Here is a 25,940-nt window from a genome sequence, read left to right on the forward strand (position 1 = left end):
CGACGTTCTACTTGCCTTGGCTGTTTTTGGCTACTGCTTGGCCAGGGCTACAATATCCGGCACTTCCAGCACTGGTTTAGGTGCCCCGTGCTGCGCTACGTGCAGCATAGCCTGCCCGAGCTCGGCCAGCGTAGAGGCGTACTTGGGCGCCAGGGTGCGAATTACCGGATAGAGCCAGCCGAAATATTTGTAGTACGACAATACGTGCTGCTGGCCCGGTGTGGCGCGCAGCAACCCCGGCCTAAACATATACGCCTGTCGGAAACCGAGTTTCAGCAAGTCGTTTTCGGTCTGGCCTTTCACCCGCGCCCACATCTGGCTGCTTTGCAGGGTGCCATCGGTACCCGCGCCGGAAATGTAGCAGAACGTGAGGCCGGGGTTGCGCGGCAGCAGCGTCTGGGCGAAGTGCAGGGTCAGGTCGTAGGTGAGGCGGCGGTACTCCGGCTCCTTCATCCCCACCGACGACACGCCCAAGCAGAAAAAGCAGGCGTTGTAGCCCGTCAGCTGGTCCTGGATGGGCGCGAGGTCGTGGAAATCGGCGTGGATGATTTCGTGCAGCTTGGGGTGCGTGTGCCCGCTGGGCTTGCGGCTGACGCTGAGCACCTGCTCCACGTCTGGGCTGCTCAAACATTCCAGCAGCACCCCTTCCCCTACCATGCCGGTTGCCCCGGTCAATATCACGCGTAGCTTCATAGGTGGGGAGACGGATAATCGGCGCAGATGTTTTAGATAAGCTTACTTTTAGCTTTTCTGAATGGCCCCTTATGGAACCCAAACGTTATCCTCGGCAGCTTTCCCGCGGCGCCAACAACGCCGTTATAGCACTATCCGAAAACGAAGTCGGCAAGCTTTTCAGCGAAGATACCCGCTCCGATATCGGCTCGGAAGCGGAAAAGATGCGCTTCGCCAACTCCGTAAACGGGCTCGTCGTCCGGTTTGAACGCCTCGAATACAACCCCCACCTGCAAGCCGACATGCTGGTCATGGAACGCATTTACCCGCTCGATTTCCGTGCCTACGAAGTGGAAATGCGGGAGCTGTGGCTGGACGTATTCACCGAGGAACTACTGGCGCTGCACGCCGCCGGCTTCGTGCACCGCGACTTGCTGCGCCCCTCCAACCTCCCCGGCGACCGGTACGACAACATCCTGCTCACCGCCCAGGGCCTGCGCCTGATTGACGTCGGCATCTCCGTGTTGCAGCGGCAGGTCGGCGAATCGTTCTTCAACGCCTACCTCCAGCGGGAACGGGAGGAACTGGAGCTGTTTGGCCGGTTTTTCTTGGGGCGGTAAAAAATAAATTATTTGTCGTTTGATGAGCCCCTAAAAGTAAAAAATATAACAATACCACTTAAAGTCATGCAGCAAATACCATATACGTTTGCGTGAGTTTCAACACCTCCATGGTGAGAACAGGCTCCACTTCTACCAATGCTTGTGGAGTTCCAACCGTCTGCACATCCCTCATAAGCGCCTAAACCTGCAGCTAATACAGCTAAAACAAACGCCGATACGAGTATAAATTTTGGATATTTATCAAAATTGAAAATCTTCGAAAAAGCTATTAGTACAGCGACACCTGTGACGAAAAAGAGGAAGAGTCTTATCATTTTATGCATCTTAAAGGGTGTGTGGACAGCAAGCACAAACAACGTCATGCTGAGTTTGTCGAAGCATCTCTACCACTTTGTTAAGTTAAAATTGTTCGGTAGAGATGCTTTGACAAGCTCAGCATGACGTTCTAAAAGGCTCACAAAAGGCTATGCTCAGTTGCTGTTCACACACCCTAAATAAATGCAGATTTCATCTTTTGTAAAACAAGGGCTTTGTAAAAGATGAAATCTACCCCGCTACCGGTTCTTCCAGCAGTTCCTTTTCAATCCAGCGGCCGTCTTCGCGCATGAGTTCGATTAGCTCGTCTACGGCTTGTTCTTCGGGCACGGCTTTCTTAATGACTTCCTGGCCGCGGTAGAGGGCAATTTTGCCTTTGCCCACGCCCACGTAGCCGTAGTCGGCGTCGGCCATTTCGCCGGGGCCGTTCACGATGCAGCCCATGATGCCGATTTTCACGCCCTTGAGGTGGTCGGTGCGCTTGCGGATCATGGCGGTGGTTTCCTGGAGGTCGAACAGGGTGCGGCCGCAGCTGGGGCAGCTGATGTACTCGGTTTTGCTCATGCGGGTGCGGGCCGCCTGCAAAATGCCGAAGCTGAGCTGGTTGAGCTGGTCGATGTCGCGCAGCCAGGCGTCCTGCTCCTGCTCGGGCAGCAGGTCGGTGCAGAGCGCAATACCGTCGCCGAGGCCGTCGATGAGCAGGCCGCCCACGTCGGTAGCCGCGTCGAGTTGGGTTTGGGGCATGTTGTGCACGGTGTAGGTGCGCCGGACGACCACCGGGCACGTCACGCCGTAATCCAGCAAATCGAAGAAGGCCCGCCGCATTTCCGGCATGGCGTGGGGGTTACTGGTGTTGAGGGTGAGTACCACGCGGGTTTCGGTGCGTAGCTGCTTCAACAATTCAGCATCGAGCGTACCCAGCTCCATCATCAGGAAGTTGAGCTGGGGGTGCAGCTTAGGAAAATCGGCCAGGTAGGTATCCACGGTAAGCAGCGGAAAATGGTCGGGGCGCTGGCCGCCGTCCACCCAGGCGCTGTGCGTCACGATTTCCTTGAGGCCGTTGGGTAGCATAAACGGCACGGGCCGCTCCCCGGTATAAATGTAGTCGGCCCCCAGGTCGCTCATGTGAAACTTGTCGAGAAACGACGAATACAAGTGCCCGGCGGCGCGCAAATCGGCGTATTCCAGCTGCGGCAGGCGCGAGAGGTCGGACACCACGCGCGGCACGTTCAGGCCGCCAAAGTTCAATACCTCGTGCGTAACGCGGCGGTGATACTGAAACGGGTCGAGCGGCTCTTCCTCCAGCAGCGGCCGAATCGGCTGGGCTTCCTGGGCGCGGTGGGTGTAGCGGTTGATGAGGGCCCGCGCCACGGGGGCTTCGGCTTCGGGCGCTTCGGTGAGGCTCACGCGCACCGTGTCGCCGAGGCCGTCTTCGAGCAGCGTACCGATGCCTACGGCCGATTTAATGCGGCCGTCTTCGGCTTCGCCGGCTTCCGTCACGCCCAAGTGCAGCGGGTAGGGTTGCAGGCCTTCCTCGTCGAGCTTCTGCACCAGCAAGCGGTAGGCCTGCACCATCACCTGCGTGTTGGAGGCCTTCATGCTGAGCACCACATTGTAGTAGTTTTCTTCTTCGCAGAGGCGCAGGAATTCCAGCGCCGATTCTACCATGCCCAGCGGCGTATCACCGTAGCGGCTCAGAATCCGGTCGGATAGGGAGCCGTGGTTGGTACCGATGCGCATGGCGGTGCCGTACTGCTTGCAGATTTGCACCAGCGGCCGAAACCGCTCCCGAATGCGTTCCACCTCGGCGTGGTAGGTGGCGTCGGTGTACTCGATGAAGTCGAACTTCTTTTTGTCGGCGTAGTTGCCGGGATTCACGCGCACTTTCTCCACAATGCGGGCGGCCAGCTCGGCGGCGTTGGGCGTGAAGTGAATGTCGGCAATGAGCGGCACGGTGCAGCCCCGCTTGCGCAGCTCTTTCTTGATTTCCAGCAGGTTCTGGGCTTCCTTCATGCTGGGAGCCGTGATGCGCACGTACTCGCAGCCGGCCTCCACCATGCGCAGCGTCTGCTCCACCGACCCCAGCGTGTCCATGGTATCCACGGTGGTCATGCTCTGCACCCGAATGGGGTGGAGGCCGCCCATAGGCAGGTCGCCGAGCTGGACTTCCCGGCTGAGGCGGCGCTTGTACTCGGTGAGGCTGGGGCAATAGGTCTTGTTCATAACCCGAAGGGAGCGTTTTTCTGAAGAATAACAAAGGTACGGAAGGTTCGTTCTTGCCGGGTAGTAGAATGAGGCTGTAGCGCGAAGCCTTTGCTTCGCGTATGGCTGAGGTAGCAAGCCAGTTTGTTACCTCAGCCATACGCGAAGCAAAGGCTTCGCGCTACATGCATACGGCCGCAACTTCTGCTGCTTCCAGCTGTCTTTATCCCGACTACCTTTCTCAACTATGAATTTTCTGAAACTTACGGCGCTGGCCGCCGCTCTTTTCATGGCGGGTCCCTGCCCCACCCAGGCACAGCAAGTAGCCCTCATCAAGCTGCCGGAGCTGCAAAAGCGCCTCAGCCGCAACACCGATACCACCTACGTTATCAACTTCTGGGCCACCTGGTGCGCGCCCTGCGTGAAGGAGCTGCCGTATTTCGAGCAGGTGAACACCACCTATGCCAAGCAGAAAGTGAAGGTGCTGCTGGTAAGCATGGACTACGCCTCGCAGCTCGACAAGAAAGTGAAGCCCTTTGTGCTGAAGCGTGGCCTGAAATCGGAAGTGGTATTGCTCAACGAAACCGACCCCAACTCCTGGATGGACAAGGTGGACGGAAAATGGTCGGGGGCGCTGCCGTTTACCTTGATAATCAATAACCGCAAGCAGAAACGCATGGCCTACGAGCAGGAATTCACGCAGCCCGAGCTAACGGCAGCACTGCAACAGTTTCTGAAGTAAATTACAGCATCCGTTTTCACCTTTCACCTACTTCATTTCCCTGCTATGAAAAAGCTCGTTCCCTTTCTGGCGGCTTGCCTTTTGCTGGTACTCAGCAGCTACATCCGCCCCATGGCCGGCTATCAGGTCGGTGATAAAGCCGCCGACTTCAAGCTCAAGAACGTGGACGGCAAGATGGTGTCGCTGAGCGACAACAAAACCGCCAAGGGCTACATTGTGGTGTTTACGTGCAACACCTGCCCCTATGCCAAAGCCTATGAAAGCCGCATCATTGACCTGCACAGGAAGTACGCCAGCCAAGGCTACCCGGTAGTGGCCATCAACCCCAACGACCCCGCCATTGCCCCCGGCGACTCGTTTGCGGCCATGCAAACCCAGGCCAAAACCAAGAGCTACCCCTTCCCCTACCTCTTCGACGAAACCCAGCAAACGGCCCAAACCTACGGCGCTACCCGCACCCCGCACCTCTACGTGCTAACCCGCCAGGGTAGCACCAACGACTTCAAAGTGAGCTACATCGGGGCCATCGACGACAACTCGGAAGATGCCAAGCTGGTGAAAACCAAGTACGTGGAAAATGCCATGACCGAAATCCTGGCCGGCAAGCCTGCTACCACCAACTCCACTAAGGCCATCGGCTGCTCCATCAAGTGGCGCAAAGCATAGCCGCAACCCAACTTTAGAAGCAGCCAGCTTCCGTAACAAACCGGGCCACCGCAAAGCACGATACATGCTTTACAGTGGCCCGGTTGCGTATGCGTGCAACGGCATGTATCGGCAACTGGCACGGCACCTAAGTGTCAGTCTTCTTGTATAGTAGCGCGCTTGAATACGCCTTCCAGGGTATCAACCTGCACCCCGGATTTTTCGTCGAGGGCTGCGTTAATCATGGCTTGCGCCACTTCCCGGCCGTGGATGGGCCGGTAAGGCGCCAAACCAGGCAGGTAGGCCACCAAGGCGGCCAGCGGCAACGCAATGCGCTCAGCCAGCCGGGGCTCCTGGCGGTTACCGGCCAGCATACCCGGCTGAATGATGCGGATGCGCTGGAACGGCAGCCGCTTCACGGAGCGCTCCAACTCGCCCTTCATACGAGTGTAAAACATAAACGAATCGGGGTCGGCGGAAGCGGCCGATACCAGCACGTAGGTTTTCACGCCGTTTTGGGCCGCCGCTTCGGCCGTGCGGTACTGGTACGTGTAATCGACGCGGTACTGGGCCTGCTGGCTACCCGCCTGGCGCAAGGTGGTGCCCAGGGCCGAAAACAGCACGTCGCCGGTGAGCAGGTGCTGCCACTTTTCGGGTGCTTCAAAATCAACAATGTGCTCTTCCAGCTTCGCAGGATTCTGGAAGCCGGTGGAACGACGCGCAAATACTTTCACGGTGGAGAAACGCTCGTCGGACAGCAGCTGACGCAGCAAATAGTTACCAACCAGGCCGGTTGATCCAATGAGTAAAGCAATTTTCATGAGATACAGGTGGTGCAGGAGGTGTGGGCAGGGGGCGGGAATCAGATTCTCGACAACATAAACTCGAGAGTGAGCTTATACGTAGGCGCAACCAAAACTGCCGGTTTTCCAAAAATTCCATTGGTCGGCACTGCCTTTTTTCCGGTTTTGCACCTGGCATCAGTCGCCGAGTGTCAGCACTATTTTTCCGATGTGCTCACTGCTTTCAAGCAGCTGATGCGCCGCGGCGGCTTCGGCCAGAGGAAACGTGCGGAAAACAACCGGCCTGAATTTACCTTCTTGCAGCAGCGGCCACACATGCCGCTCCACCTCCGCGGCCAGGGCGGCCTTGAAATCGGCGGAGCGGGGGCGCAATGTGCTGCCGCTGATGGTGAGGCGGCGGCGCATCACCTCCAGGGCATTGAACTCGGCCGTTCCGCCGCGCATAGCGTTGATGAACACCAGCCGGCCATCGTCGCGGAGCAAACGCAGGTTTTTGGGCGTGTAGTCACCACCAATCATGTCCAGCACCACATCAGCCCCACCCATAGCCTGCACTTCCACCTCGAAATCCTGCTCTTTATAGTTCACCACCACATCGGCGCCCAGCGCCCGTACGGCATCGGCTTTGGCGGCGCTGCCTACGGTTGCGGCCACTTTGCTGCCCAGCGCGTGGGCTAGCTGCACGGCCGTAATGCCAATGCCGCTGCTGCCACCGTGTACCAGGAGCGTTTCGTTGGGTTGCAACTGGCCCCGCTGAAACACGTTGTGCCACACCGTAAACACGGTTTCGGGCAAGCTGGCCGCTTCCGTGTAGCTCCAGCCGGCAGGCACGGGCAGGCAATGGCGGGCATCGGCCACGGCGTATTCGGCGTAGCCGCCGGCCGCCAGCAGTGCGCACACCTGGTCGCCGGGTTGCCAGCGCGTTACGTTGGCGCCGCACTGCGCTATGGTGCCCGCCACTTCAAGGCCGGGCACCGAGCCCGATACATCGCCAGAACCGGCGTATTTGCCTTGCCGCAGCAGCACATCAGGGCGGTTGACGCCGGCCGCGTGCACCTGAATCAGCACTTCGTGGGCGGCGGGCGTGAGGCGGGGCGCCGACTGCAACCGCAGTACCTCGGGGCCGCCGGGCTGGGTGATAACAATAGAATTCATGACCAGAAAATACCGCTCAGTTGAAGCTGCACGTATGAAAGAAAGCGTTGGAGAAGTGCCGGACACTATTGCCAGCTGCTTGCCATACGCGAAGCGGCCAGCCGGCGCTGCTTTCTTGCAGCAATTTCTGTTTCTTGCCTTCCTATCATGAAAAAGCTGACCCTCCTCCCCCATTTCCTGCGTACCGCGGGCCAGCTTACCAGCATGGCCGCCTGGCAAACCGGCCGCCTGTTTCGCAAAGCTGCCGCTTCTGCCCTCGAGTCCATTCAGGATGTGCTGCGGGCGGAAGTGAAAAAGGGCAATGCCAAGCTGGTAGCGGATTTCCTGACCGATAAAGCTCTGCCCGCCGCCCGGGCGCTGCTTTTGGAGCGCATGGCGGCCCGGCTGCTAGTGCGCCTGGGGTTGCGCGGGGTGCTGGCGTCCAGCGTTATTGGCTGGATTTTGCCCTTTGTGCTAGAGCAGATGGTGAAAGTGGGGCAGCGAACCGGCCTCTTCGATAAGCTCCGGGCCCACAGCACCGTGCAGGAAAGCCTGCTACGCCTAGAAGAGCTGAAAGAAGCCGTTTGGAAACGCCTGGTCCCCGACCACGGCAGCAGCGCCGAATTGCTGGACGACGACGCGGAATTGCCCCACCAACTGCCGCCCCAAACCAAGCTCTAACGCAGCGGGCAAACGGATAATTCCAACAAGAATTTTTCCTGATTTTCGTTGAATACAAGAAATCCAGAGGGTTTTGGGCTGTCGTAAGTGACACCCAAATGAGCAATTTGTTGTCTACCAACCGACCGGACCCCACCGCCGCCACTTCCCAAACGGCCCTGCGCGACTTGTACCGTGCCGCCCGGCTTATCCCGTATCATGGGCCCTACGCCGCAGCCCGGCTAGCCCGCATTGCCGACCAAGCCGAGTATTTTCTGCAAGCATGGCCCCTGGAGCTATGGCCCGTCCACACCCGCTCTGAGTGGCCAGTACCTGCCAAAGACGTGCTACTAGCTTGGCTGGCCACCGCCAAACAAGAAGCCGAACGCTATTTGCCACCTGCCAACCACCCCTGGACCTATGCGGCTTGGCGGCAGGTTACCACTACTTTACTAGCTGCCTTGGTGCCGTTCAACTAAGCCGCCGTCCGTTTATTTGCCGGACTTGGTGAAGTCGGAGGTAACGAACAAAAACATCGGGGAAGGAATAGTGATGGACTGCCCCGTGGGCTGCAACTGGCCCGATTTCTGGTCGACGTGGTAGGTGAAAACGTTGTTGGAATTCTGGTTGCCTACCAGCAGCAGCCGGCCGGTTGGGTCGAGGGTGAAGTTGCGCGGCGTTTTGCCCTGGGTGCTTTCGTGTTCTACCAGCGTCAGGCGGCTGTCGGAGGCAATGCGAAACACGGCAATGCTATTGTGGCCCCGGTTGGAAGCGTACAGAAACTTACCGTCCGGCGAAACGTGGATGTCGGCGCAGGAGTTGTTTTCCGCAAATCCGGCCGGTAGCGTCGATATGGTTTGCAGCTCGCGAAACTGGCCCTGGGCGGCGGCGTAAGCTAGTGCCGTTACCGTGGAGTTCAGCTCGTTGATGAGGTAGGCGTAGCGGCCGTTGGGGTGAAATGTGAGGTGGCGCGGCCCGGCCCCTGGTGCGGTAGTGAAAGCCGGCGCGGACTGGGCGGTTAGCTGGCCCTGCGCCGGATTGAGTGCGTAACCGTAAACTTTATCGGTACCCAGGTCCACGGCAAACGCATACTTGTTGGTTGGGTCGGTGAGGAAGCAGTGTGCATGAGCCGCCGTTTGGTTTTTGTGCGGCCCGCTGCCCTCATGCTGGTCGGATGCCGTAGGAGCGCCCACCCGGCCGTCGGCCTCCACGGGCAGTACGCTCACGTTGCCGCCCATGTAGTTGGCCACCAACACTGCTTTTTCGGTGCGGTCGAGGCTGATGTAGCACGGTGACGCCCCCTGCGACGGTTGCTGGCTGAGCCGCGCGAGGCCGCCGGTCTGCTGGTCTACGGCGAAGGCGCTAACGGCCCCGCTTGTAGCTCCCTGAAACTCATTGGTTTCATTCACGGCGTATAGGTGCTGCCGCTTGGCGTCCATGGTCAGGTAGGTGGGGCTGGCACCGCCTTTCAGGCCGCTTACCGGCGTTAGCGCCCCGGTAGTAGGATTCAGCCGGTACAGAAATATCGTATTCTCAGCTTCAGAGCTAATATTGGTACCGATATACACCAAGTACTCGGAGGCGGCTTGGGTGCCGGGCATCAGCCGGGTACAGCCGCTTAAGGCACCTAAAGCCAGAGCCAGGCCGAAGCCGGTAGCATGCAGAAAACGACGGCGCGAATACAAATGAATCATAGAATCAGAAAAGAAAGGGGTGGGAACATCCGCAGCAACAGGCTAACCGATACCAGCTGGCAGTGGCAAGAGCAGTGGCCGCAAAAGTCACGAATAATCTTCAGAGGCAATCCACTGTTTGGCAAAAACCCGGTTTCTATCAGCACAACCGCCTGCTGCGTGGCCACTGCCTAAAACTGCACCCGCAACGTATGCAGTGAGTCGGCGGCGGCAAACGAGTAGCTGACCGTATAACCGTAGTAGCGGCAGATTTGCTGCACAATAGACAAACCCAGGCCCGGCGAGTCGGAGGTGGCATTAAGCTTGCGGAACCGCTCGAAAAACCGACTTGGCTCACCAACCAGGGCCGGGCCCGTGTTGCTGATGGCCAGATAATCGGGCGTCAGAATCCAGCTTAAAGTGCCGCCCCGGTGGTTGTGCTTGATGGCGTTTTGCAGCAGGTTGCCCACCATCGACTCGGCCAGGGCGGGGTGCATATGCAGAGGCGGTTGTCCGGGGGCCACCACCCGTTCCACCCGCAACTCTTTGTTGTCCACGAAATCCTGCAATAAGTGCAATTTGTTTTCCACCACTTTATCCAGTGCCAGCGGCACCGCCCCCGGAAACTGCCGGTTCTCGATTTTGGTGAGCAGCGCAAGGGCCTGATGCAGCCGCGAAAGCCGCATAGTGGCCCCGTACAAATCCCCGATTAACTGAGACGTGGCCAACGGCAATTCTTCGGTTTGAAGCAGCTGTTCCAGCTTCACCTGCATAATGGCCAGCGGGGTTTGAATTTCGTGCGCCGCATTTTCCGTGAAGTCCTTGAGCGACTGATAATCGGCGGCGAGGCGGGTACTCATTTGGGTTAGCGCCTGGTTCAGCTCCGTGAATTCATCAATGGGCGTGGCGGCGGCCAAGGCCAGGGGTTGCTGGTGCTGCAAGTTGTAGTGGCGCAAGGCCTCCAGCGTTAGTTGAAACGGGTGCCAGATGCGGTGGGCAAGCCAGCGGTTCAGCACCCCTAAGCTCAGCAGTAGCAAGCTCAGCACCGTGAGCATCACCGCCAGCACCACGCCCAGCATATCTTCGGTTTCGAGCAACGACTTGCGCAGCGTCACCCATTGCGCCCCCTGCGAGCTGCTCACCGCAAAACTTAGCTGCCGATACGGCACTTGCTCCTGCTCTACCGGATCAAAAAACGTGGTATCCCGCAACTGCGTGGGCAAGGGCCCCGGCGTAACGGCCAGTTCGTTGCCGAGGCTATTGGTGGGCAGTTGCCCCGTGCGCCGGATCAGGTTCAGGGTGGCCGTCCGATGGTTTACGAGCTGTTCGTCTACTTCCACGCGCAGGGCCCACCCCATACTGTAATAAAATACCACGCTCCCCACGGCAAACACCAGGGCGGCAAGCAGCAGATAGTACCTGTTGGTGGAGGAAAGCAGCTTCATTCGGTACTTAGCTTGTAGCCCGTCCCGTAAATGGTGCGGATGTAGTTGTCAACGCCCTTTTCCTGCAACTTCTTGCGCAAGTTTTTCAAATGGGTGTAGATAAAATCAAACGAATCGGCCGTATCGGCATCATCACCCCAGAGGTGTTCCGCAATGCTTTCCTTGGTAAGCACCCGGTTGGGGTTGGCTAGCAGAAATAGCAGCAAGTCATACTCCTTGCGCGTAAGCGTGAGCGGCTCGTCGCGCACCAGCACCAGCGCCTGCTCAGGAAATACGCTCAGGTCGCGGAACAACAAGTGGTGCTGCCCCTGAAACTGCCGCCGCCGAATAATAGCTTTCAATCGGGCATTCAGTTCCACTAGGTGGAACGGTTTGGCCAAGTAGTCGTCGGCTCCTAATTCCAGCCCGAGCACCTTATCATCGAGGGCAGCCCGCGCCGAAATAATGAGGACGCCCGCCCGCGAGCCATCAGCTTTGAGTGTGCGCACCAAGTCTAGCCCGTTGCCGTCGGGCAATGTCAGGTCAATCAACACACAATCATACTGATAGAGCTTGATTTTCTCGTGGGCTTGCAGGTAGCTGTCGGCTACTTCGCACACGTAGCCATCATGGCGCAGGTATTCCAGCAAGGCATTGCGCAGTACGGGTTCGTCTTCTACAATCAATAATTTCATAGGGCTACTGAGTGGGGCACTCTAGTTTTGGCAGATAAATCGACTATCAAAAACGGTAAAAATTCTGTCGCAAATCTGTGCTTTTTCGTTGAAAGCGGCGCTCCTGCTTGTGCTTGCCAACTGGCCCTCTAGAAGTGAACGATGTTGCCTGCTTATCGTAGAGAAACTTGATCCTGCCCCACCCACTACCACACGTATGCTCCTGTTGCAAGCCGAACCATACCTTACTATTTATTTGCATCAAGGCCCAGATTCGGCCATCGAAACCGAATGGCTGGGCTATGCAAACAGTGCCGATTTTCGCCGCTCCGTTTTGCTGGCCTTGCAATTCGGGCAGCAACAGCACATACGCGGCTGGATAGCCAACGACCGGCGCCTAGGTGCAGTCCGCCCCCGCGACTTGGAATGGCTGCGCGCGGAAATATTACCGGCGCTGGCAGCAGCGGGAGTACGTCGTTTTGCGTTGCTTGAAGCCGAGGATAGCCTTAACCGCCTCACCATCGGCTGGATGTATCAGCAGGCCACAACTGAGCTCAGCTTTGAAATTCGGCCTTTCACCGAGGTTAGCCAAGCAAGAGCCTGGGCTATCGGTAGTTTTTGACTTGCCAGCAGCAGAGTAGAGCATCCAGTATTACGAATCAAGCAATATATAGGATAATGTAATTATCTTAGGCACTTTATCATGAAATGAGGCTATGCCGCTCAGGTGCATAGGTTCATTGCTTTATCACTAGATATTTATAGGTTGACTCACCCACCGGCTTCTCTGGACACCGTTCTGCACCACCCATCGTCCAGTAAGCTTCCAACCGCCCCGCTTCATGAAGACCGAAATGCGTAATGCGTTTGGCGAGATATTCTTAACCATTGAATATCACAAAGCTAGCCAGCTAGTGTACAACAATTGGGTTGGCTACCAAACCTATTCTGGCATTATTGCTGGCGCCAACACCTGCCTAGGTGTCATTGCCGAGTACAAATGCCCCTTTCTACTCAACGACAACAGCAAAGTTGTAGGCCCCTGGGACCACGCCCTAGAATGGCTGACCACCGATTGGGCGCCACGGGTGCGCGATGCTGGCCTCTCCCATTTTGCCCACGTAGTCAGCCCCGATTCCTTTGCGGCCTACTCGGCCCGCAACATGCACCTTGATATTGGCGAGCAGCTCCAGATGCGCATTTTCGACAGCGTTATTGAGGGCTTAGATTGGCTGCGAGTTGCTCAGCAAGCCACTTCCTAGCCGTTAGGATTTCATATTAGATCAAATAAAACCCGCCCACCTCGAAAGAAGGTCCAGTTCTGGCGCTAGTAGCCCCCTGGTCTACAGGCCTAATCGCCCTGGCATATAGCATTCTTAGCCGAATATGCTGGATTGCCCCAAGTGTCTATGCAACGTATTTGGCAGCAAGTGGCTCCCACTCATACACTCTCCGGCTATTTATGAAAAACCCACTCCTGCTCTCCCTATTGCTGGCTACGCTAAGCGCCTGCCAAAAAGAAGACGTACCAGAAACTCAAACCACAGCTTACCCCCAAACGTGGCAACTGGTCAAAATGACTTCTAGCTGGACAAACACCGTCCAAACGGGTACGGCTCTATCCTGGCAGGAAACCTATGTTTTTCAGGCCGATAGTAGCTTCACCAAAACGCGCCAGCAAAACGGGCAAGTTGTGGATGCTCAGGGCACCTTTTCTGTGCGTACTTCTGCTACTGGGCAGCACATCATTCTTACTTACACTGCGGCCAACAGCTTAATTGGCTCTTGCACAGCGCGTGCGTTGCAGGAGTATCTCCTTGTTAAACCCAACGATACGCTGGTTAATACCTGGGAAGCCTGTGATGGACCCCGGCTTGAATATGAAAAAGTGGCGCAGTAAGCCAGAGAGTCCATGTGGTCCTTTTTAAAAGCGTTTCACTCTTATTCAATGTGTATGTTATTCCGTTCATTTGCTTCCGTGGCCCTACTTATGAGCACGCCTCTGCTTAGTTGTGCTCAATCAACTCCAGTCTCTGCTAATCCGGCGCCAGCGCACCGGTTCTACGTGGGCGTGGGTGCGTATACCAGCAAGCATGAATACTGGGGCAGCCGTGACGGTTTGCCGTCCACTCACCCCATTCAGGTTACAATTGGCTACCAACTTCAGCCGCGGCTGGCTCTGCAAGTAAGTGGCGTAACTGCCGCCACCAAAGGCGCTAGCTCGGGCGTCGTTCCCCAGCCAAACGGCACGGTACTGCCCTATTCCCAAACGTATGGTAACCGGTCCACCTCTATCTCGTTACTAGGCCGCTATACGCTCACGCGCACCCCGTCTCACCGGCTACAGGTAGATGGGTTAGGTGGCTTCACGCTGCACCACTACTCGTTTGATGGCACTGGGTCCTATCCTGCTAACTTCCCCGGCGGCGACTACGATCTGCATTCCCGAGACACAGATCTACTACTCACTATAGGCGCGAGCGTGCGCTACCGTCTCAGTTCCCGCTTGGAGGCCGTGGCAGACGGCACGGTAAGCACTAGCCTGCGAGCCTTACGAGACCTAACCCCAGCGGGTACAGTAGGACTGCGTTACAATTTCGGCCTTCGATAAGCGACTCCAGTGGATTACTAAACGGCCCAGCCACACGGCAGCCTGCGTGAAACAGATTTGCCTTTTAAGCAAACTGATTGAGTGAAAACACCCCGCAAACTTGGTTTGCGGGGCGTTTTCACTCAGCAGCCTCCCTTGCCCGGCAATGCATAGTATTACTAAATGTAATCTTCCTATTACCGGCCCGACGTATAGAGTGGTCGTACCAAGCCACTGGCACCTGACGGGCAGGCACAAAAAAAAGCCGCCCCCACCCGGAAACGGCTTTTTTGAAATCGATGCACGGAGAAAATTCCCACCCAACTCCGGCCCGATTCTGTACCCTAAGTTTAGTGCCGGAACAAAAGTTCACGGTACTTCACCAGGGGCCAGTCCTCGTCGGCCACCATTAGCTCCAGTTTGTCAACTGAGCGGCGAATGGTGTCGAAATGTGCTTTGACGGTGTCGCAGTAGGCAAAGGCCCGTTCGCGGGTGTCGTCAACCTTGTTGGCTACTTTGCGAGCATTAACCATGCCATCCACTGTGGTTTTGATGGTGGCAATGTGCCGCGAAATAGCTTTGATGGTGTCTATGGTTACTTGTGATTCGGTATCGTCGAGGCCTAACTCGCGCAAGCCCCGAACGTTGGTTACAAGCTTGGTTTGATACGCTACGGCGGTTGGAATGATATGGTTGATGGCCAAATCACCCATTACGCGGCTTTCAATCTGAATCTTTTTGATGTAGTCTTCCAGCAGAATCTCGTGGCGGGCGTGCAGCTCAACGTGGGAGAAGATGTGGTGCCGCTCGAACAGGGCCGAAGCCTCCGAGGTTACCAGCGCGTCCAGGGCGTGGGGAGTGGTTGGCACGTTGGCCAGGCCCCGCTTGGCTGCTTCTTCTTTCCATTCGTCGGAGTAGCCGTTGCCCTCAAAACGGATGTTTTTCGAGCTAATTACGTACTCACGCAGCACTTCTACAATAGCTACTTCCTTCTTCTTACCAGCGTCGATGAGCTTGTCGACTGCCGATTTGAACTCGATAAGCTGCTCGGCTACAATGGCGTTGAGCACGGTCATGGCCGACGAGCAGTTTGCCGAAGAACCCACGGCACGCAGCTCGAACTTGTTGCCGGTGAAGGCAAACGGCGAGGTACGGTTCCGGTCGGTATTATCGAGCAGGATGGCTGGAATCTTGTCGATGCCGAGCTTGAGGTAGATATTGTCGCCTTTGTCGAGCGGCACTTTGGCGGTGCGCTCCAACTCGTCGAGCACCGAGTCCAGCATCGAGCCAACAAATACCGACATGATGGCCGGAGGGGCTTCGTTGGCGCCAAGGCGGTGGTCGTTAGAGGCCGAAGCAATGCTGGCGCGCAGCAAGTCGCCGTAGGTGTGCACGGCCTTGATGGTGCTGATGAAGAACGCCAGGAACTGGAGATTTTCCTTAGGACGACGACCCGGTGCGAGCAGGTTCACGCCCGTATCGGTGCTCATCGCCCAGTTGTTGTGCTTGCCCGAGCCGTTTACGCCGGCGAAAGGCTTCTCGTGCAAGAGCACCTTGAAATTATGCTTTTCAGCTACCCGCTCCATTACGTCCATCAACAGCTGGTTGTGGTCGACGGCGAGGTTGGCATCTTCGAAGGTTGGGGCGCACTCGAACTGGTGCGGTGCCACTTCGTTGTGGCGGGTACGCAACGGAATACCCAGCTTGTTGGCTTCTTCTTCGTACTCCAGCATGAAGGCGTGCACCCGGCTCGGAATCGAACCGAAGTAGTGGTCTTCGAGCTGCTGACCCTTAGCCGGAGCGTGGCCAAACAGCGTGCGGCCCGTCATAATCAAATCGGGGCGAGCTGCATACAAGGCTTTATCAACCAGGAAATACTCTTGCTCGATGCCGAGGGTGGTGTGCACCCGGTTTACATCCTTGTCGAAGTACTGACAAACGTCAACCGCTGCTTTTTCCAACGCCGCCAACGACTTCAGCAAAGGCGCTTTGTAGTCGAGGGCCTCGCCGGTGTAGGCGACGAAGATGGTAGGGATGCAAAGCGTTTTGGCGCCGGCCGTTTCAATGATGAAAGCAGGCGAAGTAGGATCCCAGGCGGTGTAGCCGCGGGCTTCGAAGGTGTTACGGATACCGCCGTTCGGGAACGACGAAGCATCCGGCTCCTGCTGCACCAGCGCCGAGCCCTTGAAGTTTTCAATCGGACGACCGTCCGAATTCAAGTCAAAAAACGAATCGTGCTTTTCGGCGGTAGCGCCGGTCAGGGGCTGGAACCAGTGCGTGTAGTGCGTCGCGCCCTTCGACATGGCCCAGGTTTTCATGGCCGAAGCCACGGCATCGGCCACGCTGTGCTCTACCGGGGAGCTTTGCTTGATAGCAGCTTGCAGCTTTTTGAAATACTCGCCGGGCATGGTAGCCCGCATAGCCTCCAAGTTAAAGACGTTTTTCCCAAAACTGTCGGAGCGACGCTCACTGCTGCTCTGTGGGACCAGGGTTTTGCGCTGGTCAACTAACTCAAGTGCTTTAAAGCGGAGAATTGCCATGAAACGAGTAAACGGAGAAGCTTGATTTTCTACTTGGTTTGGTACCGGCAAATGTGGAGTTCATTTTTCTTTTTTCCAAATACCCCCTCCTTTTTATTGATCCCTCCTGCAATATCCTATGCATTTTCAGTGCCCCCCCCCTTTCAAAAGCTATAGGTGTCTACAATTTTCATTGAAATAGAGAGAACATAGGCTAATTGCAGAATATCATCCGGATACTGAAAAGTAAGTTAGTGGTCACTATGGCAAGCTCAACCATTGACACCGTGCAAAAGTACCGGCGCAAACCCAAATACGAGGTTAGGGCCGTTACCTTTGCGGCGTGAAAAACCGATTTTCCTTTCAGTGGCGCTACTTTCTGTTTTGGCTGATCTTTTTTGTGGTAGCCAAGTCACTGTTTCTTGTTTACCATTTCACTAAATCGGCGACTTTGCCGGCGGGTACGCTTGCGGGTATCTTCGGCTATGGGCTGCGGCTCGATGCGTCGGCTACGGCTTACCTAAGCGTGGTGCCTTTCGTGCTTTTTACGCTGGGCAGCCTAGTGGGGCCGCGCTTTCCACTGGCGGCGCTGGTGAAAAGCTACACGGCGGTGGCTGGCCTGTTGGTGGCGCTGCTCACCGTTGCCGATTTAGAGCTTTACCGCACCTGGGGATTTCGCCTGGATGCCACCCCGCTGCAATACCTGGATTCGCCCGCGGAAATGGCGGCTTCAGCGGGTAGCGCACCGCTGCTGGTGCTTGGGCTGGCGTTGGCGGGGTTGGTAGTGGCCGGAATACTCCTATATAATAAGGTAGTAGGCGCCATCCCGGCCCTGCCTGCTGGCTTCGGGCGGGGCCGGGCGGCGCTGGCGGGGCTGCTGTACACGGCGCTGCTGGTAGTGCCGTTGCGCGGCGGGGTGCAACAGATTCCCGTCAACCAGAGCGACGTGTATTTTGCGGCTGTGCCGTTTGCCAACCACGCCGCCGTAAACGTGCCCTGGAACGTGGCCAACTCACTGCGGCTGCGCGACACCAACACCGGCCGCTACCGCTTCATGGCCGACTCGGTGGCTACTCGCCTGGTTGAGCCGCTCTACACGTACGCCACGCCAACTGCTGATACTGCCACGCATAACTTGCTGCGTACCAGCCGGCCCAATGTAGTCTTCATTATTCTGGAGAGCTTCACTTCCAAGCTGGTGGGCAGTGTGGGCGGCGAGGCGGGCGTAACCCCCAACCTCGACAGCCTGGCCCGTACTGGGGTATTGTTCAACAACATATATGCCGCCGGCGACCGGAGCCAGAAGGGGTTGGTGGCGTTGCTGTCCGGCTTTCCTAATCAGCCGAATACCAGCATCATCAAGTACCCACGCAAAACCGAACAGTTGCCGCACCTGTGCCAGTCGCTGAAGCCGGCGGGGTACCGGTCCAGCTACTACTACGGGGGCGAATTGGCGTTTGCCAACATGAAAAGCTACCTCGTCACGGCGGGCTACGAGCGGTTTACGGAGCGCAACGACTTTGCCAAGCGCGAGCAGAACTCGAAGTGGGGCGCCCACGACCATGTGCTGTTCGACCGGGTGCTGCGGGATTTGCGGACGCAGCCGCAGCCGTTTTTCAGCACTATCTTCACCTTAAGCAGCCACGAGCCGTTTGATATTCCGATTGCGCGCAAGTTTCCTGGTACCACCGAAACGGCACTATTTCGCAACTCGGTGTACTATACCGATTGGGCGCTGGGCCGCTTCCTGCGCGAGGCTCGCCAGCAACCCTGGTACGACAACACGCTGCTGGTGCTGGTAGCCGACCACGGCCACCACCTGCCCGGCGACGACAATGTAGAGGACCCCGCCAAATTTCGGATTCCGCTGGTGCTGGCCGGCGGGGCACTTCGGCCCGAAGCGCGGGGCCGCGTTGTGACGGGCATCGGCTCCCAAACCGACGTGGCGGCTACCTTGCTGGCCCAATTGCAACTGCCCGCCAGCACCTACCGCTGGAGCCGCGACCTGCTGCGCCCGGTGCAACAGCCCGCGGCCTTTTACTGCTACACCGACGGTTTCGGCTTCGTTTCGCCCGCTGGCATCCTCACTTTCGACAATGTTTCGCGCCGCCCCACCAGCCCTACGGCCGGGTTGCCCGCCGCTCAACTCAAGCAAGGCCAGGCGTATCAGCAGCTGAGCTACGAGGATTATCTGGCGAAATAGCCTTTTCCGCTGCGGGAAAGCAAATAGCTGGGGCCTTCAGGAGGGCGCAGGAGGGCGGCGTGCGTTGCAAGCCGGTTCTTGCGCTTCGTCCTTACTTCCAAGTTGACCTTTTCACGTCGTATAATGCACTACCTCCGCTTTCTGCTTGCTTTTACGCTCTTGGTTTCCACTGCCAGCTTGGCCCAACAGAAGCCCGCCGGTAAGCTCGCGCCCAAGCCGTTGTTTCGGGACCCGGTGTATGATGGGGCCGCCGACCCGGTGGTTATCTGGAATAAGCAAGAGAAAAAGTGGTTTATGCTGTATACCAACCGCCGGGCCACCGATACCACAGCCACGGGCGTTACCTGGGTGCACGGCACGCGCATCGGTATTGCCGAATCGGTGGACGGGGCCACCTGGCGCTACCGCGACACGGCCAATATCAACTACCGCCCCACCCCGCAGTACACCCACTGGGCGCCCGATGTAGTGGAGGCCAACGGCTTGTACCACATGTTTCTGACCTACGTGCCCGGCATTTTCACCGACTGGAACCACCCGCGCAACATTCTGCACCTCACCAGCCCCGACTTGCTGAATTGGAAGTACGAATCGACCCTGAAGCTAGCTACCGATAAGGTGATTGATGCCAGCGTGTACCAATTGCCCGACGGTACTTGGCGCATGTGGTACAACAACGAGCGGGATGGCAAAAGCATTTACTACGCCGACAGCCCCGACCTCTATACCTGGCAGGACAAGGGCAAGGCGCTGGCAGAGCGTGGCGAAGGCCCGAAAGTATTTCAGTGGCAGGGCCGCTACTGGATGGTGATTGACAAATGGAAAGGCTTGGGCGTGTATAGCTCCTCTGACCTCAAGCAGTGGCAGGCCCAGCCCGAGCGGCTGTTGGAGCTGCCCGGCCAGGGCCCGTTCGACCAGGCCATTGGGGGCCACCCCGATGTAGTGGTGCAGGGCGACCGGGCCTACCTGTTTTACTTCACCCACCCGGCCCGCACGCAGGGTACGCCTTCGGCCGCCAGCACCATTGACACCAAACGCAGCCTGATTCAGGTGGTCGAGCTGCACTACAAAGACGGTACTATCACCGCCAACCGCGACCAGCCGACTTATATCAAGCTAGCCCCCGCCACCAGCAAGAAACGCCGCAAATAACCCTGGCGGCACTACTTGACACTAATTTTGAACTTGCTGTATTTCAGGTGGGCTTACCTTTGCTTGCAATGCTATGACCGAATTGCTTTTCGTATACAATGCCGATAGTGGTCTGCTGAACGCAACGGTGGATTTCTTCCACAAAATCATTTCGCCGGCCACCTACACCTGCTCGTTGTGCGCCGTTACGTACGGCAAGCAGAGCATGCGGCCCGACTGGCGCGAGTTTGTGGCAGAATTACCGGTTAAAACCACTTTCCTGCACCGCGACGAGCTGCGTAAGCTGCACCCGGAACTAACGCATCATCCATTGCCAGCGGCTTTTCGGCGGGATGCGGGCAGCTCGTGGCGCTTGTTTTTGACCAATTTCGAGCTAGACCACAGCGACCTGCCCGCCCTCATGCGGCTGGTTCGTAATCAGGTGGAAGCGGATGTAAATCAGGCGGCTTCGCAGCGTTCTGGTAGCTAGCCGCGGGGTTACTCGGCGCCCGGTTGTATCTTTGCGGTCTTGTTCGTGAATAACCGTGGAAAACAAAAAAGTTGCCTTTTATACGCTGGGCTGCAAGCTCAACTTCTCGGAAACGTCGGCCATTGGCCGGCAGTTTGAGGAGCATGGCTTCGAGAAAGTGCCCTTTGAAGATGCCGCCGACATCTACGTCATCAATACCTGCTCGGTAACCGACCACGCCGACCGCAAATGCCGGAAAGTGGTGAAAGAAGCTCTGAAGCACAATCCGGAGGCTTTTGTAACCGTAGTGGGCTGCTATGCGCAGCTCAAGCCCCAGGAAATAGCCGAAATTCCGGGCGTGCACGCCGTGCTGGGCGCCGCCGAAAAGTTTCAGTTGGTGGAAACGCTGGCGGGCTTCCGTAAGCCGGAGGCCGGCGCGCCGGGTCACGTACACGCTTCGCCTATTGCCGCCGCCACCGAGTTTCATGCGGCCCACTCCTTCGGCGACCGGACCCGCACTTTCCTGAAAGTGCAGGACGGCTGCGACTATTCCTGCTCGTTCTGCACGATTCCGCTGGCCCGTGGCAACAGCCGCTCCAACTCGGTGCAGAGCGTGGTGGAACGGGTGCAGAAGCTTGCCGAAACCGGCGTGAAGGAAATCGTGCTGACCGGCGTCAACCTCGGCGACTTTGGCTTGCAGGGCCCAACGCGGGAGCGGAAAGAAAACTTCTACGACCTGGTACAAGCCCTGGATGAGGTGGAAGGCATCGAGCGGTTCCGCATCAGCAGCTGCGAGCCGAACCTGCTTTCCGATGAGATTATCCGGTTTGTGGCGCGCTCCAAGCGGTTTATGCCGCACTTCCACATTCCGTTGCAGTCGGGCTCCAACAAGATTCTGGGGCTGATGCGTCGCCGCTACCGTCGGGAGTTGTACGTGGAGCGGGTGCAACTCATCAAGGAGCTGATGCCGCACGCCTGCATTGGAGTTGACGTTATTGTGGGTTTCCCTGGCGAAACGGAGGCGGAATTTCTGGAAACCTACCAGTTTTTGAATGAGCTGGATGTTAGCTACCTGCACGTTTTCCCGTACTCGGAGCGCGAAAACACGCTGGCTCCCACCCTGCCCGGCCGGGTGCAAGACCGGCACCGGCACGAGCGCACCACCCAGCTCCGCACCCTGTCAGAGAAGAAGAAGCGCCATTTCTACGAGCAGCACGTGGGCGCCGAAACCGCCGTGCTGTTTGAAGACGACGTGACCAACGGTCAGATGGAAGGCTTCACGCCCAACTACATTCGGGTGGTAGCCAAATACGACCCGCTCCTGGTAGGCGAGTTGAAGCGCCTGCGCCTAACCGCCGTGAATCCGCAGAACCTAATGGAAGCCGAAGAGTTGGGCGTTGAGGTCTTCCAGCACTAAGTCGCTAAATTATTCTTTACTACAAATGCAAAAGCGGCAACTCTGTTGAGTTGCCGCTTTTGCATTTAGCAAGTAGCACATTGGTTGAACTTGCAGCACCTCGTTCGGCGCAGCCTCTTATTTGACTGTCCTCACAAAAAGCAACGCCACGGGCGGCTACAGAATTGCGCCAAATTTCCTATTCATTTTTGCTTCATCTAAACTTCATGTCTACCACACGTTGCTCAGGTAGCATTTATTCCATCATCCAAATCTTTCTTTTGGCTTTATGAAATTACGGCTGTGTCTTGTTGCCTCATTCACTTTGGTGGCATCGGGCGCTTTCGCTCAGCAAATAGATAGTTTGGCTTTTATTCGTTCCAAACGGATGTCCGACGCGGACCTGACCAAGAAGCGCGAGGGCACCTTCGTAACCGGCCTGCCCGATTTATCGTCGGACCCTGTAACGGGCTTTGGGGTGGGAGTGAAAACCAACATCTTCTGGAATGGCACCCGCGCTAACCCGCTGTTTGCCTACACGCCCTACCTGATGCGCCTGCGTGCCAATGTGGCCTATTACACCAGCAACGCCCGTGAGCTGACGCTCTCATTAGATGTACCTTACTATAAAGGCACACGCTGGCGCTACCGCCTCGATTTCAAAGCGCAGCAGAACCCGGCCAACCTGTACTTTGGCTCGTCGGAGGCCACCCTGGGCCGCCTGCGCCTGCCCTCCGACCCCACCACAACCTTTGCCACCTACGCCGCCTACAACGCGGCCCGCAAGCAGCTGCGCCCCGGCCAGCCGGGCGAGGCGGCGCAGGTAAGCGACGCGCTGTCCAACCGCTTCCGCGAAACCGAGTTCATGCTCAACCTGAAGGCCGACTACGCCCTGGGTAAGGGACGCTGGCGGGTGATGGGCGGCTACGAAATTCAGCATCTGGCCTACACTACCTTTCAGGGTACCAAAACTGATGCCGTGCACCCGAGCACGGGGGAGGAAACGACCGCGCCCAACGGCTTTGCCCTGCTACAGCGCGATTCTCAGCAGGGACTCATCTATGGCCTTGACGGGGGCTGGGTTTCCATCGTGCAGGCAGCACTCATCCACGACACGCGCGACTTCGAGCCCGACCCCACCCGAGGGCTCTACTTTGAGGCGGCCAACGAATTCTCCAATCCGATAATAGGGTCGCAATTCAGCTTCAATAAGCTGTTTTTTCAGGGGCGGGCCTACCGCAAGCTGCCAGTGGGTAAGCGCACGGTGCTGGCCGGACGCGTGGGTGTGGGCAATATCTTCGGCGAGCGGGCACCCTTCTTCGAGTTTCAGGACCAGTGGAGCCCCGACGGCAGCATCAACGCGCTGGGCGGGCGGCAGTCGTTGCGCGGCTACCGGGCCAACCGCTTTCTGGCCCGCTCGCTGGCCTTTGCCAACGCCGAGCTGCGCATCCGCCTCGCCGACGTGCAGCTCGGCAAGCAGAATTTCGGCCTGGGCGTAGCTCCCTTTGCTGACGCCGGCACCGTGCGCGACCGGTGGCAGAATCTGGGCTTTCAAGATGTCCGCTTTTCCTACGGGGCCGGGGCCCGCATTGCCTGGAACCTATCTACCATGCTCTACGCCGACTACGGCATTTCCAGAGAGGACCGTCTGTTCTACTTCGGCATCGGGCAGAATTTCTAGCGGCAGCCAGCAGAAAGTATCCCAGAAACGCTGGGGCGCTGCCTTGCTATTCCTACAATCACCCAAACCTACCCAAAGCCGGCAACTGGTAAAACGCCCGATTACCTTTTGTGCTAGAGCTTTCAACCAAGGCCAATGATGGCAACAGGCTTCAGCGGGCTAACTGGCGCTGCATCAAATCCATCATTTGCTGCATGAGGCGCTGCTGATCCTGTAAATGCTGGTTGCGCAGTTCAGCCAAGGCCAGCTGATGAGCCATTTGTTGGGTGTAAAGAGCAGTTTGCCAACTGGTGTCAGCAGCGGGAGCGGTTGCTTCGGCGGCAACAATTGGAGCAGCTACCGGCGCAACAGTTGGCGCTGGCACGGGAGCCACGGCAGGTTCGGGTATGGCGGCGGCAGGAGCAGGAGTTGCTACAGGAGCAGGCTGTTCTTCAGCAGGTGCCGGCTTCTCCGTGACGGTTGCTGTTGACGGCGCTTTTTCGGCAGCTGGTATTGAAGTTGGCTTTGGCGCAGCTGGTTTTTTTCCGGGAACTGGGGTTGGCGGCACTTCCGACTTTACACTTTCAGGCTTGGTTTCATTCGCCTTCAGCATGGGGCCGATGCCCTTCATCATCCAATCTGTAGAAACGTTGGGATACACTTCAAATACTTTATCCAAAAGATCAAAACCAGGTTTATTTCGCTCATCTACAAGATGTTGGATTACCGTGGCTGTTTTGCCCAATGAAATAGCAAAGGCGTTTTTCGATATTCCCAAATGCGCAATAAGCTGCACAAATCGTTGCCCAACTGTTTCCTGGCTATCCATATACTCAAATGATTTATGGTGCAATATACACGCAAATGGTAAAACCGGTTGCATAAAAAATCCCCGGCCAGAACCTGACCGGGGACGCATGCCCTATAAGCTGGTTGCGGCTACTCGTAGCGCAGGCTTTCGATGGGGTCGAGGCCGGCGGCTTTGCTGGCGGGATAGTAGCCCGAGGCCAGCCCCACACTCACGCAGATAACGAGGCCTAGCATCATCCAGAACCACGGCACCAGGAAGGTTCCCTCCCCCACAAACAACGACACCGCATTGCCCATTGAAACCCCGAGGATGATGCCCAGCACCCCGCCCATCAAACAGATAACAATGGCTTCGATGAGGAACTGCTGCCGAATCTGAAGGGCGGTAGCGCCCAGGGCCTTGCGGATACCAATTTCGCGGGTGCGCTCCGTCACCGATACCATCATGATATTCATGAGGGCAATACTGGCGCCAAGCAGCGTAATAAAGCCCACCAGGAAGCCGCCCATTTTCAGCCCCCCCGACAACTCATCGAGCTTAGCGGCCATAGAGTCGGAGCGCTCCACCTCAAAGCTGTCTTCCTGGCCTAACGGGTCGTGGCGCACGGCGCGCATCACGCCGGTGGCCTGGCCAGTAAGGTAGGTGAGTTCCTCGGGCTTGGGCGTGGCGGTTTTCACGTCGAAGGTGAGGGCACGCTGGCGGGGGAGTTGGTTGCCGGTTTCCAGCGGCACCAGCACCAGCCGGTCGGCTCCCCCACCCTGGCCGGTACTGCCGCTTTTTTCGAGCATGCCCACCACCAGAAACCGGCGGCCCAGCAGGTACACATACTTGCCAACGGCCGATTCAGAAGGGTACAGCTTGTCTTTCACCTCGGAGCCAATAATGACCACATTGGTGCCGTTTTCCAGCTCCAGGGGCGAAAATGCCCGCCCGTCGCCGAGGTTGTAATTCTGTATCTGCAAGTAGTTTTCGTCGCCGGCTACTACTTGTATGTTGGGGTTGGTTTTCTGGCCATTGGCTTTCACTTCAGTGGCGCCGGAAATGAAGGCAGAAATACCCACCCGCGCTTCGTCGCCCAGAGCCTGCTTGTACTTTTGGGCTTGCAGCAAGCTGATGGGCGGGTAAATGCGCCCCTGCACCCCGCCCCGCCGAAACCGGTTGGTGTAGCCTTTGGCCTTCATTTCAAAAGAATTGGCTCCCAGGCTGGCGAAAGTCTGATTTAAAGAATACTTCATGGCGTCGATGGCCGTTAGAATACCGACCAAGGCCATAATTCCGATACTTACAATGAGGGCCGTCAGGACCGTGCGCAGCAGATTGCTTTGAATGGAACGGAAAGCCTCCTTGATGTTTTCTAACAGGTGCATAACGACAGGACAAAACAGCGCCAGCGGCGCGAAAATCAACTGAACTTCATGGCCCTTAGGTGGGTTCCTGAAGCTGATTGAGGCACGCAATGTAGCGGGTTTCGCGCACATTCAGAGGGTGTTCCATGGCCCTTGCCGGCCTTGGCGAATATTTGATTATTTTAATTTTATAGTTTCTGGAATTGGTCCAAATTTCAAGCTGATTTTCGATGGAATAAAGAGCAGGA

The 25,940-nt window shown here is 57.2% G+C and carries 24 protein-coding genes; 14 read left to right on the forward strand and 10 right to left on the reverse strand.

Annotated features, from left to right (window positions below):
- Positions 1–30: 30 nt before the first annotated feature.
- A complete protein-coding gene (locus J0X19_RS07595; protein WP_206983531.1) occupies positions 31–693 on the reverse strand; it encodes a Rossmann-fold NAD(P)-binding domain-containing protein in 663 nt (220 codons plus the stop codon).
- Between the two features lie 71 nt (positions 694–764).
- On the opposite strand from J0X19_RS07595, the gene J0X19_RS07600 reads away from it, so the two are divergent.
- Positions 765–1,292: a hypothetical protein gene (locus tag J0X19_RS07600; RefSeq protein ID WP_206983533.1), complete on the forward strand. Its 528-nt coding sequence runs from the start codon at positions 765–767 to the stop codon at positions 1,290–1,292.
- Between the two features lie 549 nt (positions 1,293–1,841).
- Here the strand turns inward: J0X19_RS07600 and ispG are convergent.
- Positions 1,842–3,833 carry a (E)-4-hydroxy-3-methylbut-2-enyl-diphosphate synthase gene (gene ispG / locus J0X19_RS07605; protein WP_206983541.1) on the reverse strand — a complete coding sequence of 664 codons (1,992 nt, stop codon included), beginning with the start codon at positions 3,831–3,833 and terminating at the stop codon, positions 1,842–1,844.
- Between the two features lie 226 nt (positions 3,834–4,059).
- Here ispG and J0X19_RS07610 point away from each other — a divergent pair, with 226 nt between their 5' ends.
- Both J0X19_RS07610 and J0X19_RS07615 read left to right on the forward strand, forming a co-directional pair.
- Positions 4,060–4,554 carry a TlpA disulfide reductase family protein gene (locus J0X19_RS07610; protein WP_242582273.1) on the forward strand — a complete coding sequence of 165 codons (495 nt, stop codon included), beginning with the start codon at positions 4,060–4,062 and terminating at the stop codon, positions 4,552–4,554.
- Between the two features lie 45 nt (positions 4,555–4,599).
- Positions 4,600–5,220, forward strand: coding sequence for a thioredoxin family protein (locus J0X19_RS07615; protein ID WP_206983543.1), 621 nt, complete (start codon positions 4,600–4,602; stop codon positions 5,218–5,220).
- Positions 5,221–5,354: 134 nt separating this feature from the next.
- On the opposite strand, the gene J0X19_RS07620 is transcribed toward J0X19_RS07615, so the two are convergent.
- Positions 5,355–6,020 carry an NAD(P)H-binding protein gene (locus J0X19_RS07620; RefSeq protein ID WP_206983545.1) on the reverse strand — a complete coding sequence of 222 codons (666 nt, stop codon included), beginning with the start codon at positions 6,018–6,020 and terminating at the stop codon, positions 5,355–5,357.
- Between the two features lie 159 nt (positions 6,021–6,179).
- Positions 6,180–7,157 (reverse strand): NAD(P)H-quinone oxidoreductase, encoded by a 978-nt coding sequence (locus J0X19_RS07625; RefSeq protein ID WP_206983547.1) that lies wholly within the window; start codon positions 7,155–7,157, stop codon positions 6,180–6,182.
- 147 nt (positions 7,158–7,304) lie between these two features.
- Here J0X19_RS07625 and J0X19_RS07630 point away from each other — a divergent pair, with 147 nt between their 5' ends.
- Together J0X19_RS07630 and J0X19_RS07635 are read left to right on the forward strand one after the other, a co-directional pair.
- Positions 7,305–7,817 (forward strand): hypothetical protein, encoded by a 513-nt coding sequence (locus J0X19_RS07630; RefSeq protein WP_206983549.1) that lies wholly within the window; start codon positions 7,305–7,307, stop codon positions 7,815–7,817.
- Between the two features lie 98 nt (positions 7,818–7,915).
- On the forward strand, positions 7,916–8,275 hold the full coding sequence (locus J0X19_RS07635; RefSeq protein ID WP_206983552.1) for a hypothetical protein: 360 nt from the start codon (positions 7,916–7,918) through the stop codon (positions 8,273–8,275).
- A 12-nt stretch (positions 8,276–8,287) separates the two neighbouring features.
- Here J0X19_RS07635 and J0X19_RS07640 read toward each other — a convergent pair whose 3' ends face one another.
- The 3 genes from J0X19_RS07640 to J0X19_RS07650 form a co-directional block, all read right to left on the reverse strand.
- Positions 8,288–9,490: a lactonase family protein gene (locus tag J0X19_RS07640; protein ID WP_206983554.1), complete on the reverse strand. Its 1,203-nt coding sequence runs from the start codon at positions 9,488–9,490 to the stop codon at positions 8,288–8,290.
- Between the two features lie 170 nt (positions 9,491–9,660).
- Positions 9,661–10,914: a sensor histidine kinase gene (locus J0X19_RS07645; RefSeq protein ID WP_206983556.1), complete on the reverse strand. Its 1,254-nt coding sequence runs from the start codon at positions 10,912–10,914 to the stop codon at positions 9,661–9,663.
- Positions 10,911–11,588: a response regulator transcription factor gene (locus J0X19_RS07650; protein WP_206983558.1), complete on the reverse strand. Its 678-nt coding sequence runs from the start codon at positions 11,586–11,588 to the stop codon at positions 10,911–10,913. The genes J0X19_RS07645 and J0X19_RS07650 overlap by 4 nt, the downstream gene beginning before the upstream one ends.
- 196 nt (positions 11,589–11,784) lie before the next feature.
- On the opposite strand from J0X19_RS07650, the gene J0X19_RS07655 reads away from it, so the two are divergent.
- The 4 genes from J0X19_RS07655 to J0X19_RS07670 all read left to right on the forward strand — a co-directional run bounded on the left by J0X19_RS07655 (position 11,785) and on the right by J0X19_RS07670 (position 14,178).
- On the forward strand, positions 11,785–12,189 hold the full coding sequence (locus J0X19_RS07655) for a hypothetical protein (RefSeq protein WP_206983560.1): 405 nt from the start codon (positions 11,785–11,787) through the stop codon (positions 12,187–12,189).
- A 220-nt stretch (positions 12,190–12,409) separates the two neighbouring features.
- Positions 12,410–12,829 carry an STAS/SEC14 domain-containing protein gene (locus J0X19_RS07660; RefSeq protein ID WP_206983562.1) on the forward strand — a complete coding sequence of 140 codons (420 nt, stop codon included), beginning with the start codon at positions 12,410–12,412 and terminating at the stop codon, positions 12,827–12,829.
- Positions 12,830–13,056: 227 nt separating this feature from the next.
- A complete protein-coding gene (locus J0X19_RS07665; RefSeq protein ID WP_206983564.1) occupies positions 13,057–13,467 on the forward strand; it encodes a hypothetical protein in 411 nt (136 codons plus the stop codon).
- Between the two features lie 90 nt (positions 13,468–13,557).
- Positions 13,558–14,178: an outer membrane beta-barrel protein gene (locus J0X19_RS07670; protein WP_206983567.1), complete on the forward strand. Its 621-nt coding sequence runs from the start codon at positions 13,558–13,560 to the stop codon at positions 14,176–14,178.
- Between the two features lie 329 nt (positions 14,179–14,507).
- Here the strand turns inward: J0X19_RS07670 and J0X19_RS07675 are convergent, their stop codons facing one another.
- Positions 14,508–16,697: a glutamine synthetase III family protein gene (locus tag J0X19_RS07675; RefSeq protein ID WP_206983569.1), complete on the reverse strand. Its 2,190-nt coding sequence runs from the start codon at positions 16,695–16,697 to the stop codon at positions 14,508–14,510.
- A 322-nt stretch (positions 16,698–17,019) separates the two neighbouring features.
- Between J0X19_RS07675 and J0X19_RS25110 the strand changes: the two genes are divergently transcribed.
- The 5 genes from J0X19_RS25110 (at position 17,020) to omp85 (ending at position 23,556) form a co-directional block, all read left to right on the forward strand.
- Complete coding sequence (locus J0X19_RS25110) at positions 17,020–18,879, forward strand: LTA synthase family protein (RefSeq protein WP_206983571.1); 1,860 nt, start codon at positions 17,020–17,022, stop codon at positions 18,877–18,879.
- Between the two features lie 123 nt (positions 18,880–19,002).
- Positions 19,003–20,031, forward strand: coding sequence for a family 43 glycosylhydrolase (locus J0X19_RS07685; protein ID WP_206983573.1), 1,029 nt, complete (start codon positions 19,003–19,005; stop codon positions 20,029–20,031).
- A 73-nt stretch (positions 20,032–20,104) separates the two neighbouring features.
- Positions 20,105–20,500, forward strand: a complete 396-nt coding sequence (locus tag J0X19_RS07690; protein ID WP_206983575.1) for a hypothetical protein — start codon at positions 20,105–20,107, stop codon at positions 20,498–20,500.
- 49 nt (positions 20,501–20,549) lie between these two features.
- Positions 20,550–21,896 (forward strand): tRNA (N(6)-L-threonylcarbamoyladenosine(37)-C(2))-methylthiotransferase MtaB, encoded by a 1,347-nt coding sequence (gene mtaB / locus J0X19_RS07695; RefSeq protein ID WP_206984123.1) that lies wholly within the window; start codon positions 20,550–20,552, stop codon positions 21,894–21,896.
- Between the two features lie 268 nt (positions 21,897–22,164).
- Positions 22,165–23,556 carry an Omp85 family outer membrane protein gene (gene omp85 / locus J0X19_RS07700; protein ID WP_206983576.1) on the forward strand — a complete coding sequence of 464 codons (1,392 nt, stop codon included), beginning with the start codon at positions 22,165–22,167 and terminating at the stop codon, positions 23,554–23,556.
- Positions 23,557–23,707: 151 nt separating this feature from the next.
- On the opposite strand, the gene J0X19_RS07705 is transcribed toward omp85, so the two are convergent.
- Both J0X19_RS07705 and J0X19_RS07710 read right to left on the reverse strand, forming a co-directional pair.
- The gene (locus tag J0X19_RS07705; RefSeq protein WP_206983579.1) at positions 23,708–24,418 is read right to left on the reverse strand and encodes a hypothetical protein; all 711 of its coding nucleotides are present in this window, start codon (positions 24,416–24,418) and stop codon (positions 23,708–23,710) included.
- 56 nt (positions 24,419–24,474) lie between these two features.
- The gene (locus J0X19_RS07710) at positions 24,475–25,713 is read right to left on the reverse strand and encodes an ABC transporter permease (protein ID WP_206983581.1); all 1,239 of its coding nucleotides are present in this window, start codon (positions 25,711–25,713) and stop codon (positions 24,475–24,477) included.
- Positions 25,714–25,940: the final 227 nt, after the last annotated feature.

It is taken from the genome of Hymenobacter telluris (assembly GCF_017313265.1).
GTDB lineage: Bacteria > Bacteroidota > Bacteroidia > Cytophagales > Hymenobacteraceae > Hymenobacter > Hymenobacter telluris.

What these genes read in the sequence shown, in the direction of transcription:
- J0X19_RS07655 (WP_206983560.1), top strand. Translation starts at nt 11,785, where the DNA reads ATGCTCCTGTTGCAAGCCGAACCATACCTTACTATTTATTTGCATCAA.
- ispG (WP_206983541.1), bottom strand. Translation starts at nt 3,833, where the DNA reads ATGAACAAGACCTATTGCCCCAGCCTCACCGAGTACAAGCGCCGCCTC.
- J0X19_RS07675 (WP_206983569.1), bottom strand. Translation starts at nt 16,697, where the DNA reads ATGGCAATTCTCCGCTTTAAAGCACTTGAGTTAGTTGACCAGCGCAAA.
- J0X19_RS07640 (WP_206983554.1), bottom strand. Translation starts at nt 9,490, where the DNA reads ATGATTCATTTGTATTCGCGCCGTCGTTTTCTGCATGCTACCGGCTTC.
- J0X19_RS07635 (WP_206983552.1), top strand. Translation starts at nt 7,916, where the DNA reads ATGAGCAATTTGTTGTCTACCAACCGACCGGACCCCACCGCCGCCACT.
- J0X19_RS07710 (WP_206983581.1), bottom strand. Translation starts at nt 25,713, where the DNA reads ATGCACCTGTTAGAAAACATCAAGGAGGCTTTCCGTTCCATTCAAAGC.
- J0X19_RS07600 (WP_206983533.1), top strand. Translation starts at nt 765, where the DNA reads ATGGAACCCAAACGTTATCCTCGGCAGCTTTCCCGCGGCGCCAACAAC.
- J0X19_RS07595 (WP_206983531.1), bottom strand. Translation starts at nt 693, where the DNA reads ATGAAGCTACGCGTGATATTGACCGGGGCAACCGGCATGGTAGGGGAA.
- J0X19_RS07610 (WP_242582273.1), top strand. Translation starts at nt 4,060, where the DNA reads ATGAATTTTCTGAAACTTACGGCGCTGGCCGCCGCTCTTTTCATGGCG.
- J0X19_RS07650 (WP_206983558.1), bottom strand. Translation starts at nt 11,588, where the DNA reads ATGAAATTATTGATTGTAGAAGACGAACCCGTACTGCGCAATGCCTTG.
- J0X19_RS07685 (WP_206983573.1), top strand. Translation starts at nt 19,003, where the DNA reads ATGCACTACCTCCGCTTTCTGCTTGCTTTTACGCTCTTGGTTTCCACT.
- J0X19_RS07645 (WP_206983556.1), bottom strand. Translation starts at nt 10,914, where the DNA reads ATGAAGCTGCTTTCCTCCACCAACAGGTACTATCTGCTGCTTGCCGCC.
- J0X19_RS07630 (WP_206983549.1), top strand. Translation starts at nt 7,305, where the DNA reads ATGAAAAAGCTGACCCTCCTCCCCCATTTCCTGCGTACCGCGGGCCAG.
- J0X19_RS07620 (WP_206983545.1), bottom strand. Translation starts at nt 6,020, where the DNA reads ATGAAAATTGCTTTACTCATTGGATCAACCGGCCTGGTTGGTAACTAT.
- J0X19_RS07670 (WP_206983567.1), top strand. Translation starts at nt 13,558, where the DNA reads ATGAGCACGCCTCTGCTTAGTTGTGCTCAATCAACTCCAGTCTCTGCT.
- omp85 (WP_206983576.1), top strand. Translation starts at nt 22,165, where the DNA reads ATGAAATTACGGCTGTGTCTTGTTGCCTCATTCACTTTGGTGGCATCG.
- J0X19_RS07615 (WP_206983543.1), top strand. Translation starts at nt 4,600, where the DNA reads ATGAAAAAGCTCGTTCCCTTTCTGGCGGCTTGCCTTTTGCTGGTACTC.
- J0X19_RS07660 (WP_206983562.1), top strand. Translation starts at nt 12,410, where the DNA reads ATGAAGACCGAAATGCGTAATGCGTTTGGCGAGATATTCTTAACCATT.
- J0X19_RS07690 (WP_206983575.1), top strand. Translation starts at nt 20,105, where the DNA reads ATGACCGAATTGCTTTTCGTATACAATGCCGATAGTGGTCTGCTGAAC.
- J0X19_RS07705 (WP_206983579.1), bottom strand. Translation starts at nt 24,418, where the DNA reads ATGCAACCGGTTTTACCATTTGCGTGTATATTGCACCATAAATCATTT.
- J0X19_RS07625 (WP_206983547.1), bottom strand. Translation starts at nt 7,157, where the DNA reads ATGAATTCTATTGTTATCACCCAGCCCGGCGGCCCCGAGGTACTGCGG.